Genomic DNA, 18,135 nt, shown 5'->3' on the forward strand with positions numbered 1-18,135 from the left:
AACGGGATGTCCCCTTGACGCTGCCGCACAAGCCTGAGCATGTATGTCCCGACATTATACCGTGGCCAGGGGCTGCATCGCCAGCCTGAAATGCCCAAGCCGAGATAAGTGCCCACATGCTGCTGCTCATCGACAACTACGACTCGTTTACCTACAATTTGGTACATTATTTGGGCGAACTTGGCGCCGAAATGGTTATTCGCCGCAATGATGCGCTTGATGTGCAGGAGGCAATGGCCATGAATCCGGCTGGCATTTTGCTCAGCCCCGGGCCTTGCGACCCCGATCAAGCCGGGATTTGCCTTGCACTGACGCAAGCTGCTGCCGAAACGAAAACCCCGCTTTTGGGTGTCTGTCTTGGGCATCAGACCATCGGGCAGGTCTTTGGCGGCAAGGTTGTGCGATGCCATGAAATCGTTCACGGCAAGATGGGCATGATGCATCACAAAGGCAAAGGCGTTTTTGCCGGCCTTCCATCACCGTTCGAGGCGACACGCTACCATTCCCTGATCGTCGACCGAGACACCCTGCCCGATTGCCTGGAAATCACGGCTGAACTGGAAGACGGCACGATCATGGGGCTGCAACATAAACAGCTACCGATGCACGGTGTCCAATTCCACCCGGAATCCATCGCATCCGAGCACGGCCATGCCTTGCTCAAGAACTTCCTGCAAGAATTGAAAGTCCCGGCATGAGCGACGCGTTAAAGCCACTGATCGGAGCAGCCGCCGATCGTCCCCTGAGCCGTGCCGAAGCTGAACAGGCCTTTGGGATTCTATTTGATGGTCAAGCAACGCCCAGCCAGATTGGCGGGCTGTTGATGGCAATGCGGACACGGGGCGAAACGGTCGAGGAATATGCGGCTGCCGCTGCAGTCATGCGTGCCAAGTGTAACGCCGTAACAGCGCCGGCTGGTGCAATGGATATTGTTGGGACCGGTGGAGATGGCAAAGGCACTCTGAACATCTCAACCGCGACGGCCTTTGTGGTTGCTGGCGCTGGGGTTACTGTGGCGAAGCACGGCAATAGAAATCTCAGTTCCAAATCAGGCGCTGCAGACGCGTTGGGTCAGATGGGTATCAACGTTATGGTCGGCCCGCAAACCGTTGAAAACGCGCTAGAAGAGGTCGGAATTGGCTTCATGATGGCGCCGATGCATCATCCAGCCATTGCCCATGTCATGCCCTCGCGGCAAGAACTTGGCACGCGCACGATTTTCAACATCCTTGGGCCACTGACCAACCCCGCAGGCGTAAAGCGCCAGCTGACCGGCGCCTTTAGCCGGGACCTGATCCGCCCAATGGCAGAAACGCTGGGCCTTTTGGGATCTGAGCATGCCTGGCTAGTGCATGGATCCGACGGAACAGACGAATTGACTATTACTGGCATCAGCTGGGTGGCGGCTTTGGAAGATGGAACCGTCAAAGAGGTTGAATTGCATCCCGAAGATGCTGGCCTTCCGGTACACCCTTTCGAGGACATTCTTGGCGGATCTCCGGAAGAGAACGCCGATGCCTTCCGCGCATTGGTGGACGGTACCCCTTCGGCCTATCGTGACGCTGTTTTGCTAAATGCAGCTGCAGCACTGGTTGTGGCTGAAGCGGTAAGCGACCTACGTGAAGGCGTCGAAGTGGCCGCTGCAAGCATCGACAGCGGAAGAGCCAAAGACAAAATCACCGCCTTGGCCCGCATGACACAGGAAGCCGCATGACCGAAACCGTATTGGACAAAATCAAAGCGTATAAACTGGAAGAAGTAGCTGCGGATAAGGCAAGCAAGTCCCTAGAACAACTTGAAAGCGAAGCAAAAAACGCATCCGAAGTGCGCGGTTTTGCGGAAGCTTTACAATCCGCCTCCCGCCAAGGCTATGGACTGATCGCCGAGGTCAAAAAGGCCAGCCCATCCAAAGGGTTGATCCGCCCTGACTTTGATCCTCCGGCTTTGGCCAAAGCCTATGAAGATGGCGGCGCGACTTGCCTGTCTGTGCTGACCGACACGCCTAGTTTCCAAGGCGCCAAGCATTATCTGACTCAAGCGCGTGCGGCGACGTCCTTGCCTGCGTTGCGCAAGGATTTCATGTACGACCCCTATCAGGTCGTCGAAGCCCGCGCTTTGGAGGCGGATTGTATCCTGATCATCATGGCCTCGGTTGAAGATGAACAAGCCGCCGAGTTGGAACAGACCGCGTTCGACTGGGAAATGGACGTTCTGATCGAGGTCCATGATGAAGCAGAATTGGAACGCGCTGCAAATCTGAAAAGTCCGCTGATTGGAATAAATAACCGCAATCTCAAGACCTTCGAAACCAGCCTTGATACAACACGGCGGTTGTCGAAACTGGTGCCAGCAGACCGGACAATTGTCTGCGAAAGCGGGTTGAACACACCCGAGGATCTATCCGATATCGCCCGTTACGGTGCGCGGTGCTTCCTTATCGGAGAGAGCCTGATGCGGCAGGACGATGTGGCGACGGCCACACGTCATTTGTTGGCTAACCCGCTGATCCCCGGAGTGATGTGATGCCACTTACCCATTTCGACGCGCAAGGTCAGGCGCATATGGTGGATGTCTCGGACAAAGCCGTCACAGATCGGGTCGCAATCGCTGCCGGGTACATCAAGATGGCCATGGAAACTTTTGATATCATTTCAGAAGGTCGCGCCAAGAAGGGCGATGTTCTAGGGATCGCACGTCTGGCCGGAATCATGGGGGCCAAAAAAACGCCCGATCTGATCCCGCTTTGCCATCCCTTGCCCGTCACCAAAGTTGCCGTGGAACTGACATTGGATCCGGACCTTCCCGGTGTGCAGATCGAAGCCACCGTCAAGACCTCCGGGCAAACTGGTGTCGAAATGGAAGCCCTGACCGCTGTGTCGACCGCGGCTCTGACCGTTTATGATATGACGAAGGCTGTCGACAAGGCGATGGAGATCGGCGGTATTCGTGTACTCCTGAAAGATGGTGGGAAGTCAGGGCGTTACGAGGCAAAATGATTACCGTCGAAGACGCCCGCGCGCTGCTGTTTGATCTGGTCGCGCCCCTACCTGTGGAACAGGTTCCTCTGGCTCAATCTGCGGGGCGCGTTCTGGCACAGGACGTAGCTGCGACCCGGGATCAGCCACCATTTGCAGCCTCGTCCATGGATGGCTACGCGGTTCAGGCAACCGAAGTTGAACGGCACGCCATGTTCAAAGTCATTGGCGAAGCGGCAGCAGGGCAACGATTTGAAGGTGCGGTTGGGCCCGGTCAGGCCGTTCGCATATTTACTGGCGCGCCGGTTCCCGAAGGCGCAGATTTCGTTATTATTCAAGAAGATGTGGACCGGCGCGGCGACTTGATTACCGTCAGCGACACGCCCGGGTCAAAGACCAATATTCGTCCAGCAGGTGTAGATTTCACCAAAGGGACCACCATCACGGCCCCGCGTTTGCTCCGCGCAGAAGATGTCGCGTTGATGGCAGCGATGAACGTCCACAAGGTTCCTGTCGCGCGAAAGCCTGAAATTGCCCTGATCTCAACCGGAAATGAACTTGTCATGCCGGGTGAAACGCCCGGCCCCGATCAGATCATCGCGTCGAATACATTTGGCCTCAAGGCGATGCTTGAAGGGCTTGGCGCCCATGTTCGGGTCTTACCCATAGCGCAGGACACGGTGTCTTCGCTTGAGATTGCCTTTGATATGGCAAAGGGCGCGGATCTGGTCGTCACGATCGGCGGCGCTTCCGTCGGAGACTACGATCTGGTGTCCGACGTCTCTCAATCCCTGGGGATGGAGCGATCATTCTACAAAATCCGAATGCGCCCTGGCAAACCTTTGATGGCCGGGCGTATGGGGGATGCAGCAATGGTTGGCTTGCCCGGAAACCCTGTCAGCGCCATGGTATGCGGCTATTTGTTCCTGGCCCCGATGGTGCGGCGCATGCTGGGCCTGGAACAGACCGTCCCCCCATTTCAGCATACAACCCTGTTGGAGCGCCTCGACGCCAATGGTCCGCGAGAGCATTACATGAGGGCGATTGTGGATCAAAACGGCATTCGCGCCTGCGCAGATCAGGACAGTTCCCTGCTGAGTGTTTTGGCGCAGGCCAACGCTCTTTTGGTTCGCCCTCCGCAGGATCCGGCGCTGCAAATTGGCGATACGGTGCGATATCTGCCAATCTAGTATTGCCGCAATCCAGTTGACACAAAACGTGAACATGCGTAGAACAAAAGAAAACGCATGAGCGACGAGGTGTGAGCGATGCTGACCAAGAAGCAATTGGATTTGTTGGAATTCATCCACAAACGCGTGCAGGCGGACGGTGTTCCGCCCAGTTTTGACGAAATGAAAGCCGCTCTGGACTTGCGATCGAAATCCGGCATCCACCGGTTGATCACTGCGCTGGAAGAACGCGGCTTTATCCGGCGCCTTGCCCACCGCGCGCGGGCCATCGAGATTGTGAAGCTGCCCGAAAGCCTCGGCGGCGAACCTACAGTCGGGTTTAACCCGCGCGTGATTGAAGGTGACAAGCCATCCAGCCCACGTCCGGCCAATTTCGAGCCCGTCTCGGTTGATGCGCTGGAATTGCCCGTCATGGGCCGGATCGCCGCCGGTGTTCCCATTGAGGCGATCAGTCATGTGTCGCACAAGGTCGCCGTTCCCGGGCCAATGGTTTCGGGTCAGGGTCACCACTATGCCCTAGAGGTTCGCGGCGACTCGATGATCGACGCCGGAATCAACGACGGAGATGTGGTTGTCATCCGAGAATCTGCGGTTGCGGATAACGGCGATATCGTCGTGGCTTTGGTCGAAGATCAGGAAGCCACGCTGAAACGCTTTTTCCGCCGCGGTCAGGCTATCGCACTGGAAGCTGCGAACCCGGCCTATGAGACCCGTGTTCTTCCCGAAGACAAGGTGAAGGTTCAGGGGCGTTTGGTCGGTCTGATCCGGACCTATTGATCCTTTTGCGACAGACGGTTCCCGGGACTTTTCGGGGACCACAACCGATGACCTGTCTTAGCAGCACTGGTGGTCAGTTTCCCATCCGAGAATGACAGGCTACCAGTTCTGAGCAATCGGTCCGGATCATAAAGGCCGCAGTTCCCATTAAGATCAAGCGCGACTGCTGAGATGATGATCTGGTTGTCGTGGCATTCATCAAAGCCCTGAGCAGCCCGTTTGCCGGTTAGGTGAACGACCTCTTTGTCGTGCAATGTGAAACGTCGGATTTTGCCTGCTTCTTCGGGCCACCTCAGCGCCGCCTGGATCTGGTCCACCCCGTCGCCATCGTTTTCCAACCAGACCCCTGCCACAAAACCGCTGCCTTGTTCTTTGCTCAAGGCCCGGCCGTGTTCTGTCATTACCCCCACCAGACCTCCGGATTCAGCAATCAGAATGTCTGGCCGGTGCCCTGGGTTCCATAACAGAAAGGCGATCGCTATTGGCGCAATGCCGCCCCATCTTGCCCGTCCTTGCCACAAGGCCAGCCACAACGCTCCCAATGCGATGAGAGGCAGTACAAACGCTGGCGGGCTAACAACATGTCCTTGCGCGCCATCCAATTCCGAAACCCACTCGGAAACGCTGAGAATCCAATGCAAGCCGATACCCATGACGTTCAATGCGACCGCTTCCAAACCAATGGGTGCCAGCAACGCGGCAATAACCGCCGACGGAACTACGATCATGCCCATTACGGGAACCGACAAAAGGTTCGCCGGTAGCCCATAGTGGGACATCGTATTGAAATGTGCGGCACCGATCGGGGCTGTGGCCAGGCCTGCAATGGCCGAGGACAACAGTACCCCGATCACCGGTTTCAGCCAGTTTGGAATGGATACAGACCTAAAGTCGCGCAGCGCACCAAACACGGCCACTAATGCAGTGGTGGCCGCGAAAGACATCTGGAATCCGGGGCTAAGCAAAGACTCGGGGCGCAGAACCAACACGATCAGGGCGGCGACAGCCACTGCGCGCAGTGAAATGGCGCGCCGGTCGATCAACACCGCACCAAACATGACGCTGACCATGACAAAGGCACGCTCTGTCGCAACGTTGCCGCCTGACAACATCAAATAGATGACCGCCGCAACCATCGCACAAGCTGCTGCCACTTTGCGAACCGGCATCCGCAAGGCCAGCGATGGGACAGCCGACAGGCCGATTCGGCAGGACACAAAGACAAACCCAGTCAGCAACCCCATATGCAGACCAGAAATCGCCAACAAATGCGCAAGGTTCGATGCCCTTAGACCATCCAGCGTCGCCTGCCCCATGCCGCTGCGATCGCCTGTGGTGACAGCGGCTGCGAAGCCCCCGACTTCACCCGGAAGAACCGTGCGAACGCGCTGAGAAATCGCCATGCGCCAGGCGGTGATCTGAACTCCACCAACCCCGTCGGCAGCAGGCGCAATTGTCAAGATCGGTACACGCGTATACCCAACCGCACCAAGGCGTTTAAACCACGCGTGACGCCGAAAGTCGAAACCGCCGGGCTCAACCGGGCCCTGCGGGGGCGACAAGTGTGCCGCTGTCATAATCCGTTGCCCGGGCGCGATGGGGACCGCGTCACCGTGGACGGAAATTCGGATGCGCTGCGGACGGCGGCCCGCTGGTACGTCCCCTACGCGCACCTGGTCCAGCGTCAGACGCAGCGCATCCGAGGCAGAACGGTCCATGGCAATGACCCGCCCCTCGACCGGGCCATAGTACCGCCACGACAGAACCGGTTCTGCCACCATGTGGGCGCGCGCGCCCGCCAGTATGAAACCAACGGCGACCAGCGCCCCCCCGATTGCTAACGGCCCCCAACCGGGCAACGGCGCACGGCTTAGGCCAAGCAGAGCCAAAACCGCGCCGCCCAGACCGACATAGATCGGCCACTCAGGCTCGAACCGTAATCCGAAGTAGAGGCCGATACCGATGGCCAGGCATACCGGAGACCAGGGAAACAAATACCCGGTCTGGTTCAGCAGCGCAGCCTCAGCCCGTGCAAGAACACGCATGGTTGCCCCCGTCCTTCGGGCTCGTTAGACAGTCGCCAAACTATGCCCTTCGCGGTTACCAAAAGGTTAATCAACAAAATGTCCGATCAGGTCGTCACCCGTTTTGCCCCCTCGCCCACCGGATTTTTGCACATCGGTGGCGCGCGCACGGCGCTGTTCAACTGGCTTTATGCGCGCGGCCGCGGCGGTCAATTCCTGCTGCGGATTGAGGACACTGACCGCGAGCGTTCGACCCCCGAAGCCACGGCGGCCATTCTGCAAGGTATGGCGTGGCTCGGGTTGGATCACGATGGCGATGTTATCTCTCAATTCGATGGCGCATCCCGCCATGCCGAAGTCGCGCATCAACTGCTGGCCGCAGGCAAAGCGTATAAGTGTTTCTCGACCCAGGAAGAGATTGCCGTATTCCGTGAACAGGCCCGGGCCGAGGGGAAGTCAACACTGTTCCGCAGCCCCTGGCGAGATGCCGATCCCAAAACGCATCCGGATGCGCCGTTCGCCATTCGCATCAAAGCACCTCAGGTCGGTGCGACGGTGATCAGGGATCAGGTTCAGGGTGATGTCACCATCGGAAATGATCAGTTGGACGACATGATCCTGCTGCGATCTGACGGCACGCCCGTTTACATGTTGGCTGTGGTCGTGGACGACCACGATATGGGTGTGACCCATGTGATCCGCGGTGACGATCACCTGAACAATGCCGCGCGCCAGATGATGATCTACGAGGCCATGGGGTGGAATGTGCCGGTCTGGGCCCATATTCCGCTCATTCACGGCCCAGACGGCAAAAAGCTCAGCAAACGTCACGGCGCGCTAGGGGCGCAGGAATACCAGGCCATGGGCTACCCCTCTGCCGGTATGCGCAACTATCTAGCTCGTCTGGGCTGGAGCCACGGGGACGATGAATTTTTCACCGATGAACAGGCCAAAGACTGGTTCGATCTGAATGGAATCGGCAAAAGCCCTGCTCGTTTCGACCTGAAAAAGCTGGAAAACCTGTGTGGACAGCATATCGCATTGTCCGACGATGCTGCATTGCGGCATGAGATAGAAGATTACCTGGCCGCAGCCGACCTTCCTTCGCTCACGCAGACACAATCCGGTGATCTGGAACGTGCGATGTATTGCCTCAAAGATCGGGCCAGAACTTTCCCGGAACTCCTTGAAAAAGCGCATTTTGTACTGACCGAACGTCCTATCACTCCGGATGAAAAAGCGGCAAAGGCTCTGAATTCTGTATCCGATGGTATACTGGAAGAATTGACGCCGCATCTGCAAAATGCTAGCTGGAGCCGGAACGAGCTGGAGGAGGCTCTGAATTCCTTTGCCGAGGCAAGGGAGCTCAAGTTCGGTAAGCTGGCGGGCCCACTTCGGGCTGCATTGGCAGGCCGGGCGGTAACACCTTCGGTCTTTGACATGATGCTTGTGCTGGGACGAGATGAAACCCTGGCGCGACTTTCAGAAGCAGCGAAGTAACCCAAGCTTCATAATCGGGTAACGCTGCACTGCTAACACCCGGACTGCGCCCCTGCGCGCAGCCGTTGCCCGCAAGGTCAGACGGCGTCTTGACCTGCGCATGAATGAAGAAGGGACAACCATGACTGAAAGCAATAAAACAGCCACTTTGACCGTTCATGGTAAAGAGTATGAGTTGCCGGTTCATTCGCCGACCGCCGGGCCTGATGTTGTCGACATCCGCAAGCTGTACGGCCAGGCAGGGGTATTCACGTATGACCCCGGATTCACCTCGACCGCCAGCTGTGACAGCACCATAACCTATATTGACGGCGACAAAGGCGAGCTGCTGCACCGCGGCTACCCGATTGAACAGCTTGCTGCGAAATCCCATTTCCTCGAGGTTTGCTACCTGCTGCTATACGGAGAGCTGCCGGATGCAAAAGTGCTCGAGACGTTTGAAACCACCATTACGCGCCACACAATGCTGCACGAGCAGATGCAGTATTTCTATCGCGGGTTCCGTCGGGACGCGCATCCAATGGCGATCATGGTCGGCGTTGTTGGCGCGATGTCAGCTTTCTATCACGATTCAACCGATATCTCGGATCCGCATCAACGAGAGGTGGCATCGCACCGCCTGATCGCCAAGATGCCAACCATCGCGGCCTGGGCTTACAAATACCACAACGGTCAGCCTTTCGTTTATCCGCGCAACGATCTTGATTATGCGTCAAACTTCCTGCGCATGTGCTTTAGCGTTCCCGCCGAAGAATATGAGGTCAACCCGATCCTGAGCCGTGCGATGGACCGGATTTTTACCCTGCATGCAGATCATGAACAGAACGCATCGACTTCGACTGTGCGCCTTGCTTCGTCATCTGGGGCAAATCCGTTTGCTTGTGTGGCCGCTGGGATCGCCTGTCTTTGGGGGCCAGCCCATGGTGGCGCCAATCAGGCGTGCCTGGAGATGCTGGAAGAAATCGGCAGCGTCGATCGCATTCCGGAATACATTGATCGTGCCAAGGACAAGAGTGATCCATTCCGCCTGATGGGCTTTGGCCACCGTGTCTATAAGAACTTCGACCCGCGCGCGACAGTGATGAAGCAATCGGCGGATGAGGTTCTCGATCTGCTGGGTATCGAGAACAACCCGAAACTGCAGGTCGCCAAAGCGCTTGAGAAACAAGCCCTGGAAGACCCTTACTTCGCGGAGAAGAAGCTGTTCCCGAATGTGGACTTCTATTCAGGCATCATCCTCGAAGCGATGGGTTTCCCAACCTCGATGTTCACACCGATCTTTGCGCTGTCGCGCACCGTCGGTTGGGTCAGCCAGTGGAAAGAGATGATTGCGGATCCACAGAACAAGATCGGCCGACCGCGCCAGCTGTACCTGGGCGAGACAAGCCGCGATTACGTCGACATCGAAAAGCGCTGATTAAAACGCACAGAACGAAAAAGCGCCCCGGTCTTCCGGGGCGTTTACTATTCAAACAGGCTAAGTTGATCACCTGCCTGGGGTGGTTTCGAAAACAAATCACATCTTAGCGGCTCGGACTGCGTTGCCAGCCCCAAACGTTTGATTGCCAGCTTGAAACGCTTGGCGATCATCTGGGCATACTCGCCCTCGCCCCGCATTCTGTGACCCCAACGCGGATCGTATTCGCGCCCGCCATGCATGTCGCGCAGATGGGTCATCACCTTGTCAGCCCGCGCTGGCTCATGCTCTGCCAACCAGTCCTGCCAAAGCTCGGACACTTCCCGTGGCAAGCGCAGCATGATCCAGCTGGCCACGTCCGCGCCTGCCTCTTTGCCCGCCTCTAACAAGTGCTCCAACTCATAATCCGTCAGGCCGGGCACCACCGGAGACGTCATGACGCGCACTGGCACACCCGTTTCGGTCAATCGTCTTATTATCTGCAAACGTCGCTGCGGTGATGGCGCGCGCGGTTCCATCCGCCGCGACAAACCGCTGTCGAGTGTAGTCAGCGATATTCCAACGCGCACTAGACTTCGGTGCGCCATATCTGCCAGAATATCTAGATCTCTCTCAATCAACGCGCCCTTGGTCACAATCGCTATCGGGTGGTTGAACTCGCTTAGCACTTCCAGGCAGGCCCTAGTGATCAAACGCATTTTTTCGACCGGTTGGTAGGGGTCTGTGTTGGTTCCCAACGCAATTGGTGCAACTCGATAACCCTTGGATGATAGTTCCTTTCGCAACACCTCGGGCGCGTTGGGCCGGGCGATCAGGCGTGTTTCAAAGTCCAGCCCCGGCGACATCCCCAGATAGGCGTGGCTTGGACGGGCAAAACAATACACACAACCATGCTCGCACCCGCGATAGGGATTTATCGACCGATCGAATGGCAGATCTGGTGAGCGGTTGTAAGTGATCAGGCTGCGCGCCACTTCGTCCCGAACTTCTGTCCGTAGCGGTGGCAAGTCTTCTTCCACACACCACCCATCATCTGTTGCAACCGTTGTATAGCGTTCAAAATGGCCAACAGCATTCGATGCTGCACCGCGACCACGGATATTAGACAGATGACTCATTTTTGTTCGCCTTTTGTTCTTATTCAAGATAGGCGGCGGCGGCATAATTCGCAAGGCAGTGCATTTGAAAAACGACGGCATCGGAACACGATGGAGGAAAATCCGGTGAAAGGTATCGTTCGTCATAACCTGAACCAAATGCAGGATGATCTTGCAGAAAATTCTGTCGAGTGGTCCAAGATTTTAACGTATAGGTCGGTCACGAAACCGCCGAGGTCGCAATCGTCACAGTCAGGCTGCGACGTTTTGGCCAAAACGGGACAAATGCCACCACGGGCTGCGCGCCCGAACAGCTCAGGGAATCCCCATGTCCGACGAAGAAGACATTGTCCTGTCCGAACTGAACGACGACGAACTTGTCGAACAGATGTTCGACGATCTTTATGATGGCCTGAAGGAAGAGATTGAGGAAGGCGTGAACATCCTGCTGGAACGCGGATGGACCCCTTACGACATTCTGACCAAAGCGCTGGTTGGCGGCATGACGATTGTTGGCCACGACTTCCGTGACGGCATCTTGTTCGTGCCTGAGGTTCTGTTGGCCGCCAACGCCATGAAGGGCGGCATGACAATCCTGAAGCCGCTGCTGGCCGAAACCGGCGCACCGCGTGTGGGTAAGATGGTAATCGGCACCGTCAAAGGCGACATTCACGACATCGGCAAAAACCTTGTGTCGATGATGATGGAAGGAGCAGGCTTCGAAGTGGTTGATCTGGGCATCAACAACCCGGTCGAAAACTACCTGGAAGCGCTGGAGACCGAGCAGCCCGATATTCTGGGCATGTCTGCCCTGCTGACCACGACCATGCCTTACATGAAAGTCGTCATTGATACGCTGGTCGAACAAGGCGTGCGCGACGACTATATTGTTCTTGTCGGCGGCGCGCCGTTGAACGAGGAATTCGGCAAAGCCATCGGAGCTGATGCCTATTGCCGCGATGCTGCCGTGGCCGTGGAAACCGCAAAGGAATTCGTGTCTCGTAAGCACAATCAACTGGCTGGCTGACCACAAACCCAATAGTTCAATAAGGGCCGCCCGCTTTTGGGCGGCTTTTTTTGTTCAACTGTTTGCCTGACCGGAATTCTAAATTGAGATTTGGATCGACGTGTTCTAACTAGTGCCCAGTTAGAATATGTTACCAGAGTTCCGAGGTTCCAGTGCCCACTACTTTTACTGCCATTTCTCTTGGCAACATTGCCGATATCGACAGTTTCGAAGGCAACAATATCGCCGAAAACGCATCTGCGCTTGTGGGCCAGACTTTTGGCGCTTCGGGCAACGCCCTACTCAATAACGCTGTAACCTGGTCCCCCGTTGGCAACCCCGGCTCGGTGTTCGAAATGAACAATACTGTCGGAAACGATCAATTTTCAATCGACGGCGGACCGACACAGACCTTCGATGGCACGTCCATTTTCAATGCGACCATCACTTACATTGATGGGACCACAGCAAACATTACCGCCGTAGTCGCGCAGGACGTCAATGGCAATGCCTACCTGATGCCCGAGTTTACGGCAAACACAGACCAAGTTGCGCTTGAAGCCGGGGCCATCCGCTCCATCACCCTCAACAGCCTGAACGGGAACAATTTCTCGGGTCTAACGGCAAACCGGCAAAGCTGGGATTTGGTGACATGTTTTACATCCGGCACATTGATCAGAACGGACTGCGGCGAGAGAGCTGTGGAGCAGCTGAGCGTTGGTGACGAAATTCAAACGCTAGACCACGGCCTGCAAACCCTGCGATGGATTGGTCAGCGCACGGTGCAAGCGCAGGGACCTTTTTCACCTGTGTTAATTCAAGCAGGCGCATTGGGCAATCAGCGGGACCTGTTGGTCTCGCAACAACACCGGATGCTCTTGGAAGATTGGCGTATCGAACTGCATACCGGCCACGCCGAAGCTCTGCTTCCGGCAAAACAACTGGTAAATGGCCGAGATATCAGGATTCTCCCCGGCGGGGCCGTCACATATTTCCACTTGATGTTTGATCAGCACGAACTGGTCTGGGCCGAAGGCTGCCTGAGTGAGAGCTTTCATCCGGGGATTCAGGGATGGAACAGCTTGGATGACGCGGCACGTCAGGAAATTCTCTCGCTGTTCCCTGAGCTTGCAGCCGACGGCATCAGCACATATGGGCCTACCGCACGCCCAATGCTGGCCTCGTATGAGGCACGGGCGTCGGCGGCCTGACATCAGATGTCGGTCCAAGGCTTGCCTTGACCTCGCTTTCGTTCTTTTCTGCTTACAGCCGACTAGGAACCTGAGCCATGCAGAAAGAAAACCTGCCGGACGACGCGGGACTGACAACTCAAGGCTATTCAAGCCAAGGCAATGGCAGCATCTTGTTGATTGCCTGCGGTGCGTTGGCGCGTGAGATTCTGGATATCAAAAGGCGCAACGGCTGGGATCATCTGGCTTTGACCTGCCTGCCCGCCATTCTGCACGTCCATCCCGAACGGATCACGCAGGCGGTCGAGGATTCGGTCCTCAAACACAAAGACCAATACGACCAGATCTTCGTTGTATACGCCGATTGCGGCACGGGCGGTCTGTTGGAAAAAGCGTGTGACCGATTGGGTGTTGAAATGATCAAAGGTCCACACTGCTATTCTTTTTTCGAAGGCAATCAAATCTTCGCAGAGCGCGGAGAGGATGAGACTACCGCCTTTTATCTAACGGATTTTCTTGCCCGTCAATTTGATGCCTTTGTCTGGAAACCCTTGGGGTTAGACCGGCACCCAGAGCTGCGAGACATGTATTTTGGCAACTACACCAAACTGGTTTATCAGGCACAAACCGATGATCCGAACTTGACAGAGCGTGCGCGCGCGTGTGCTGACAAGATGGGCTTGGCGTTCGAGCGACGTTTGACGGGCTACGGTGATCTGGAGACAACGATGTCAGATTGGGCCAATCGCCGGTCTAAAACATAAAATCACACGTTTTCCTGAGCAACGTCCCGGATGCGTTCGATCATGGATCGCAGCCCATTTGACCGTTGTGCCGACAGGTGGTCGTTCAACCCCAAACGCGCGAGTTCACCGCCGGCATCAACTTTTGGAACCTCGGCAACGGGCAAACCATTATAGAGTGATCGCAGAACGGCTATCAGTCCGCGCACGATCAGGGCGTCGCTGTCTCCGTCAAACTTGAACACACCGCCTTCGATCATCGGATGCAACCACACCTGGCTTGCGCATCCGTTCACTTTCGTCGCCGGCACCTTGAACGCGTCGTTCAGCGGCTCCATCGCTTTGCCCTGCTCGATGACGTGGCGGTATCGGTCTTCCCAGTCCTCCAGAAACTCGAAATCCTCTACAATGTCTTCAAAGGCGGGCGTTGCCATGGTGCGACGATCCTTCCGTTGCGGTCACATTTGTCACCTATGCCGACGATAGGCGCCTGTCCAGCCCCCGGCGTGGCTTTTCAAGGCGCGGAAATTGCGCTAACCCATTGCTTGAATTGGTGCCAAAAGCTGTGGGTCTATGCAAAAAACTCTATCTGTTCTGTTCGTCGCCGTATTGACCTTGTCTGCCTGCAACAGCTGGCGCTACTCGCGGGTGAACCCTTCCAACTGGTTTGGGTCCAGTACGCCTGCCCCTGTTGAAACATCGCCGGATGACGCTGACGCACTGATCCCGCAGCAAAGCGGTAACAGGGGACTGTTTTCGCGCCCCGAAGAAGAAGACCGAAGCGTCGCAATCGCCAAGATAGATGAGCTTAGGATCGATGCAACACCCACGGGTGCGATCATTTACGCATCTGGCACTGCCTTGCGCCAAGGGGCTTTTGATGCCCGTCTGGTGCCCGTGACATCTGAAGAGAATGACAAAAACGGCGTTATGGAGTTCACCTTTCGGGTAACCTACCCGACTTACCAGACCCGGCAAGGTTCGGAACGGTCCCGGATGGTATCGGACGCCATCAACATTTCTAGCCAGGACTTGCAGGCCGTTCGTCTGGTTCGTGTGGTGGGTCAGCAGAACGCGTTGGAATCGCGGCGGCGCTAGGTTCCGCTATAGCGAAACAACCTGAACCGTTTGCCCTTTCGCTGCCAATGCGATTTTACCTTCGCACAGCTTAAGGGCATCTTCCCCGAATACTTCAAAACGCCAGCCAGACATGGCAGGAACTTCGCGTTCGCCTGCTGCGATCTGATCAAGCTCGGAACTGGTCGCGATCAGCTTGGCCGCCACACCCGAGCTTTCGGTTTTTGATTTCAGCAAAACCCGCAGCAGGTCAGACAGGGCTGGATTGACTTTCAGTTTGTCGCGGCTGTTGTCGATTTTAGGCAATTGTTCCGGCGGGCAGTTCACCCCGCGCTTTACCGCAGCAAGAATACCGTCCGCAATCGCGCCTTTGCGCGCTTCGCGCAGCAAAAGACGCGACGCCCCCAGATCAGCAGGAGATTTTGGTTTGGTCGACGCCAGTTCGATCAAAGCATCATCTTTAAACACCCGGTTGCGGGGCACGTTGTTTTGCTGCGCATGTGCTTCGCGGAATTGCGCCAGTTCGCGCACCACGGCCAGAAACTTGGCCGAATTCATTCGTGTTTTGACACGCTTCCACGCATCTACGGGCTGGATATCGTATGTCGCAGGCTGGGTCAGGGTGCGCAATTCTTCCGCCACCCAATGGCTGCGGCTGGTTTTTTCAAGCTCGGCCGCAAGATGTTCATAGATTCGGCGCAGATGGGTAACATCCGCCAAGGCATAGGTTTTCTGCGCTTCGGTCAAAGGGCGTCGTGACCAATCGGTGAACCGAGAGGTTTTGTCGACACCCTGCTTGCAGATCTTGCGCACCAGCGTTTCATACCCAACCTGCTCGCCAAATCCGCAGACCATGGCCGCCACCTGAGTGTCGAACAACGGTTTCGGAAACACGTCGGCCTCGACCCAGAAGATCTCCAGGTCCTGCCGGGCGGCGTGGAACACTTTGACCACGTTTTCATCCCGAAACAGCGTATAAAGAGGGTCCAGCGACAAACCATCGGCCAAAGGGTCGACCAGAACTGCGCTATCTTCATCTTCTGAGGGAACCGCCAACTGCACAAGGCAGAGTTTGGAATAGTAAGTCCGTTCGCGCAGAAATTCGGTATCCACTGTGATATAGGGGTAGTCCGCAGCGGCCTTGCAAAATTCGGCCAGCTCTTGCGTCGTCTTCAGGGTTTTCATGCGCCGTACTATTCTTGCTCTTGTTATTTGAAATTGCCCGATTTTGCCTAGTCCCGAGCGATAGAGGCGACCATAGGACGAATTCCGTGCGTGTGTAAATCACCCACGAAATATCAAGGCAACAGAAGGGGTGACCTGTTGCCTTCAGCATAACGACGCAAAACAGCCGGGTACAATTTGTGTTCCCACACCAACACGCGCGCGGCCAACGTGTCGGGCGTGTCATCCCGCGCGATCCCTAGGCGTGCCTGACCCAGAATGGGGCCATCATCCAGCGCAGCGGTGACCTCGTGCACTGTACAACCATGTTCCGCATCACCTGCCTCGATCGCGCGGGCGTGTGTGTGCAGGCCTTTGTATTTCGGCAGCAGTGACGGGTGAATATTCAGCATCCGCCCCTGAAATTGCGACACAAAACCGCCGGTCAAAACGCGCATGAAACCTGCCAAGCAAACGATGTCAGGTTTCGCGTCCAGGAGCGGTTTTGCCAATTCGTCCTCGAATGCCACCCGATCGCCTTTGAACGGGCGATGATCTACGACCGCCGTTGGAATGCCCCGGTCAGCAGCTTTTTTCAGCCCACCCGCCGTCGCATCATTTGACAAGACCAGACAAGGGCGTGCGGGATGATCATCAACCATGCTGTCCACCAGGGACATCATGTTTGACCCACCGCCAGAAATCAGAATGGCGACGCGCTTGTGGCTCACAACAGCTTGCCCGAATAGGCAACGCCAGATGTTTCTGTGATTTCTCCAAGCCGTGAAACGGTTTCACCTGCATCCTGCAGCAGTTGAGCCAAATCTGCTGCACGATCTTCAGCGCAGATAAGGATCATTCCGATGCCGCAGTTGAACGTCTTCAGCATTTCAGCTTCGGCGATGCCCCCTGTCTGTGCCATCCACCCAAACACGGGCGGCAGGTCCCAGGCGTTTAGATCAACCTGCGCGCCCATGCCTTCGGGCAGAACGCGCGGAAGGTTCTCGGTCAAGCCGCCGCCTGTGATATGCGCCAAGGCATGCACGCCCCCTGCCCTGATTGCCGCCAGCGCTGGCTTCACATAAAGCCGAGTTGGCGTCAGCAGAGCTTCGCCCAACGAACCGTCACCAAAGGGAGATGCCGAATCCCAGCCCAACCCGGACAATTCAACCAGTTTGCGAACCAGCGAATAGCCGTTGGAATGCACCCCGTTCGAGGCCAGCCCCAACAGCACATCACCTGCCTGAACGCCGTCTGGCAAATCCGTGCCCCGTTCCATCGCACCAACCGAGAATCCGGCCAGATCGAAATCCCCGTCAGGGTACATCCCTGGCATTTCGGCTGTTTCGCCACCGATCAGAGCACAGCCTGATTTTGCGCAGCCTTCTGCAATGCCTTCAATGATCCGGGCAGCAGTATCTGTATCCAGTTTGCCGGTCGCAAAGTAGTCCAGAAAAAACAGCGGCTCGGCACCTTGGCAAATCAGGTCATTAACGCACATCGCGACCAGATCGATGCCAACGCCATCCACGACACCTGTGTCGATCGCAATGCGCAGCTTTGTTCCGACGCCGTCCGTGGCGCCGACAAGAATTGGGTCGGTATAACCGGCAGCCTTCAGATCAAACAAAGCGCCAAAGCCACCTAAGCCGCTCATGACACCGGGACGGTTGGTCCGCTTGGCCGCGGGCTTGATCCGATCGACCAGCGCGTTGCCCGCATCAATGTCCACACCTGCATCGGCATAGGTGATTCCGTTCTTGCCCGCTGTCATGGTCAGTCCCTCATGAGTGCTTTGCAGCGCGAGTTATTCGATTGTGCGCGCGCATGCAACGGTCAGGCTTGACGCGGGCGTTCACCGTGATACCCAAGGCCCTCAGGCGGGCCTGTAGCTCAATTGGTTAGAGCAGAGCGCTCATAACGCTTTGGTTGGGGGTTCAAGTCCCTCCGGGCCTACCAGAATCACCGCCAGACC

At 56.6% G+C, this 18,135-nt stretch carries 18 protein-coding genes and 1 tRNA gene; 13 read left to right on the forward strand and 6 right to left on the reverse strand.

The features are described 5' to 3' along the window. Positions 1-116 precede the first annotated feature (116 nt). The 6 genes from ACR0BU_RS06945 (at position 117) to lexA (ending at position 4,942) form a co-directional block, all read left to right on the forward strand. Positions 117-698: an anthranilate synthase component II gene (locus ACR0BU_RS06945; protein ID WP_298934924.1), complete on the forward strand. Its 582-nt coding sequence runs from the start codon at positions 117-119 to the stop codon at positions 696-698. Then, complete coding sequence (gene trpD, locus ACR0BU_RS06950) at positions 695-1,714, forward strand: anthranilate phosphoribosyltransferase (protein WP_480735650.1); 1,020 nt, start codon at positions 695-697, stop codon at positions 1,712-1,714. Before ACR0BU_RS06945 ends, trpD begins: the two co-directional genes overlap by 4 nt. Further along, positions 1,711-2,523 (forward strand): indole-3-glycerol phosphate synthase TrpC, encoded by an 813-nt coding sequence (trpC, locus tag ACR0BU_RS06955; protein WP_480735651.1) that lies wholly within the window; start codon positions 1,711-1,713, stop codon positions 2,521-2,523. Before trpD ends, trpC begins: the two co-directional genes overlap by 4 nt. Then, on the forward strand, positions 2,523-2,996 hold the full coding sequence (moaC, locus tag ACR0BU_RS06960; RefSeq protein ID WP_480735652.1) for a cyclic pyranopterin monophosphate synthase MoaC: 474 nt from the start codon (positions 2,523-2,525) through the stop codon (positions 2,994-2,996). The genes trpC and moaC overlap by 1 nt, the downstream gene beginning before the upstream one ends. Next, positions 2,993-4,165: a molybdopterin molybdotransferase MoeA gene (locus ACR0BU_RS06965; RefSeq protein WP_480735654.1), complete on the forward strand. Its 1,173-nt coding sequence runs from the start codon at positions 2,993-2,995 to the stop codon at positions 4,163-4,165. The genes moaC and ACR0BU_RS06965 overlap by 4 nt, the downstream gene beginning before the upstream one ends. 78 nt (positions 4,166-4,243) lie before the next feature. Continuing rightward, on the forward strand, positions 4,244-4,942 hold the full coding sequence (lexA, locus tag ACR0BU_RS06970) for a transcriptional repressor LexA (protein WP_298934919.1): 699 nt from the start codon (positions 4,244-4,246) through the stop codon (positions 4,940-4,942). On the opposite strand, the gene ACR0BU_RS06975 is transcribed toward lexA, so the two are convergent. Next, positions 4,936-6,987, reverse strand: coding sequence for a ComEC/Rec2 family competence protein (locus ACR0BU_RS06975; protein WP_480735655.1), 2,052 nt, complete (start codon positions 6,985-6,987; stop codon positions 4,936-4,938). The two genes, lexA and ACR0BU_RS06975, sit on opposite strands and share 7 nt — an antisense overlap. 78 nt (positions 6,988-7,065) lie before the next feature. Between ACR0BU_RS06975 and gltX the strand changes: the two genes are divergently transcribed. Continuing rightward, a complete protein-coding gene (gene gltX, locus ACR0BU_RS06980) occupies positions 7,066-8,466 on the forward strand; it encodes a glutamate--tRNA ligase (protein ID WP_480735656.1) in 1,401 nt (466 codons plus the stop codon). 121 nt (positions 8,467-8,587) lie between these two features. Beyond that, on the forward strand, positions 8,588-9,883 hold the full coding sequence (gene gltA / locus ACR0BU_RS06985; RefSeq protein WP_298934916.1) for a citrate synthase: 1,296 nt from the start codon (positions 8,588-8,590) through the stop codon (positions 9,881-9,883). Between the two features lie 47 nt (positions 9,884-9,930). Here the strand turns inward: gltA and ACR0BU_RS06990 are convergent, their stop codons facing one another. Next, positions 9,931-11,001: a PA0069 family radical SAM protein gene (locus ACR0BU_RS06990; RefSeq protein ID WP_480735658.1), complete on the reverse strand. Its 1,071-nt coding sequence runs from the start codon at positions 10,999-11,001 to the stop codon at positions 9,931-9,933. Between the two features lie 307 nt (positions 11,002-11,308). On the opposite strand from ACR0BU_RS06990, the gene ACR0BU_RS06995 reads away from it, so the two are divergent. The 3 genes from ACR0BU_RS06995 to ACR0BU_RS07005 all read left to right on the forward strand — a co-directional run bounded on the left by ACR0BU_RS06995 (position 11,309) and on the right by ACR0BU_RS07005 (position 13,940). Further along, positions 11,309-12,007 carry a corrinoid protein gene (locus tag ACR0BU_RS06995; protein ID WP_298934914.1) on the forward strand — a complete coding sequence of 233 codons (699 nt, stop codon included), beginning with the start codon at positions 11,309-11,311 and terminating at the stop codon, positions 12,005-12,007. A 152-nt stretch (positions 12,008-12,159) separates the two neighbouring features. Continuing rightward, a complete protein-coding gene (locus tag ACR0BU_RS07000) occupies positions 12,160-13,197 on the forward strand; it encodes a Hint domain-containing protein (protein ID WP_300066346.1) in 1,038 nt (345 codons plus the stop codon). A 77-nt stretch (positions 13,198-13,274) separates the two neighbouring features. Continuing rightward, complete coding sequence (locus tag ACR0BU_RS07005; RefSeq protein ID WP_480735661.1) at positions 13,275-13,940, forward strand: DUF1638 domain-containing protein; 666 nt, start codon at positions 13,275-13,277, stop codon at positions 13,938-13,940. A gap of 2 nt (positions 13,941-13,942) precedes the next feature. Here ACR0BU_RS07005 and ACR0BU_RS07010 read toward each other — a convergent pair whose 3' ends face one another. Next, positions 13,943-14,353 carry a SufE family protein gene (locus tag ACR0BU_RS07010; RefSeq protein ID WP_480735662.1) on the reverse strand — a complete coding sequence of 137 codons (411 nt, stop codon included), beginning with the start codon at positions 14,351-14,353 and terminating at the stop codon, positions 13,943-13,945. 139 nt (positions 14,354-14,492) lie between these two features. On the opposite strand from ACR0BU_RS07010, the gene ACR0BU_RS07015 reads away from it, so the two are divergent. Then, on the forward strand, positions 14,493-15,017 hold the full coding sequence (locus ACR0BU_RS07015) for a hypothetical protein (protein ID WP_480735663.1): 525 nt from the start codon (positions 14,493-14,495) through the stop codon (positions 15,015-15,017). Positions 15,018-15,023: 6 nt separating this feature from the next. Here the strand turns inward: ACR0BU_RS07015 and rnd are convergent, their stop codons facing one another. From rnd to purM, 3 genes are all read right to left on the reverse strand, one after another. Further along, positions 15,024-16,181, reverse strand: a complete 1,158-nt coding sequence (rnd, locus tag ACR0BU_RS07020) for a ribonuclease D (RefSeq protein WP_480735664.1) — start codon at positions 16,179-16,181, stop codon at positions 15,024-15,026. Positions 16,182-16,294: 113 nt separating this feature from the next. Further along, the gene (purN, locus tag ACR0BU_RS07025; protein ID WP_480735666.1) at positions 16,295-16,891 is read right to left on the reverse strand and encodes a phosphoribosylglycinamide formyltransferase; all 597 of its coding nucleotides are present in this window, start codon (positions 16,889-16,891) and stop codon (positions 16,295-16,297) included. Then, positions 16,888-17,934 (reverse strand): phosphoribosylformylglycinamidine cyclo-ligase, encoded by a 1,047-nt coding sequence (gene purM, locus ACR0BU_RS07030; protein WP_480735668.1) that lies wholly within the window; start codon positions 17,932-17,934, stop codon positions 16,888-16,890. The genes purN and purM overlap by 4 nt, the downstream gene beginning before the upstream one ends. 108 nt (positions 17,935-18,042) lie before the next feature. On the opposite strand from purM, the gene ACR0BU_RS07035 reads away from it, so the two are divergent. Then, positions 18,043-18,119 (forward strand) — tRNA-Ile (locus tag ACR0BU_RS07035). Positions 18,120-18,135 lie beyond the last annotated feature (16 nt).

The sequence above is a fragment of the Ruegeria sp. CK2 genome (genome assembly GCF_056536585.1).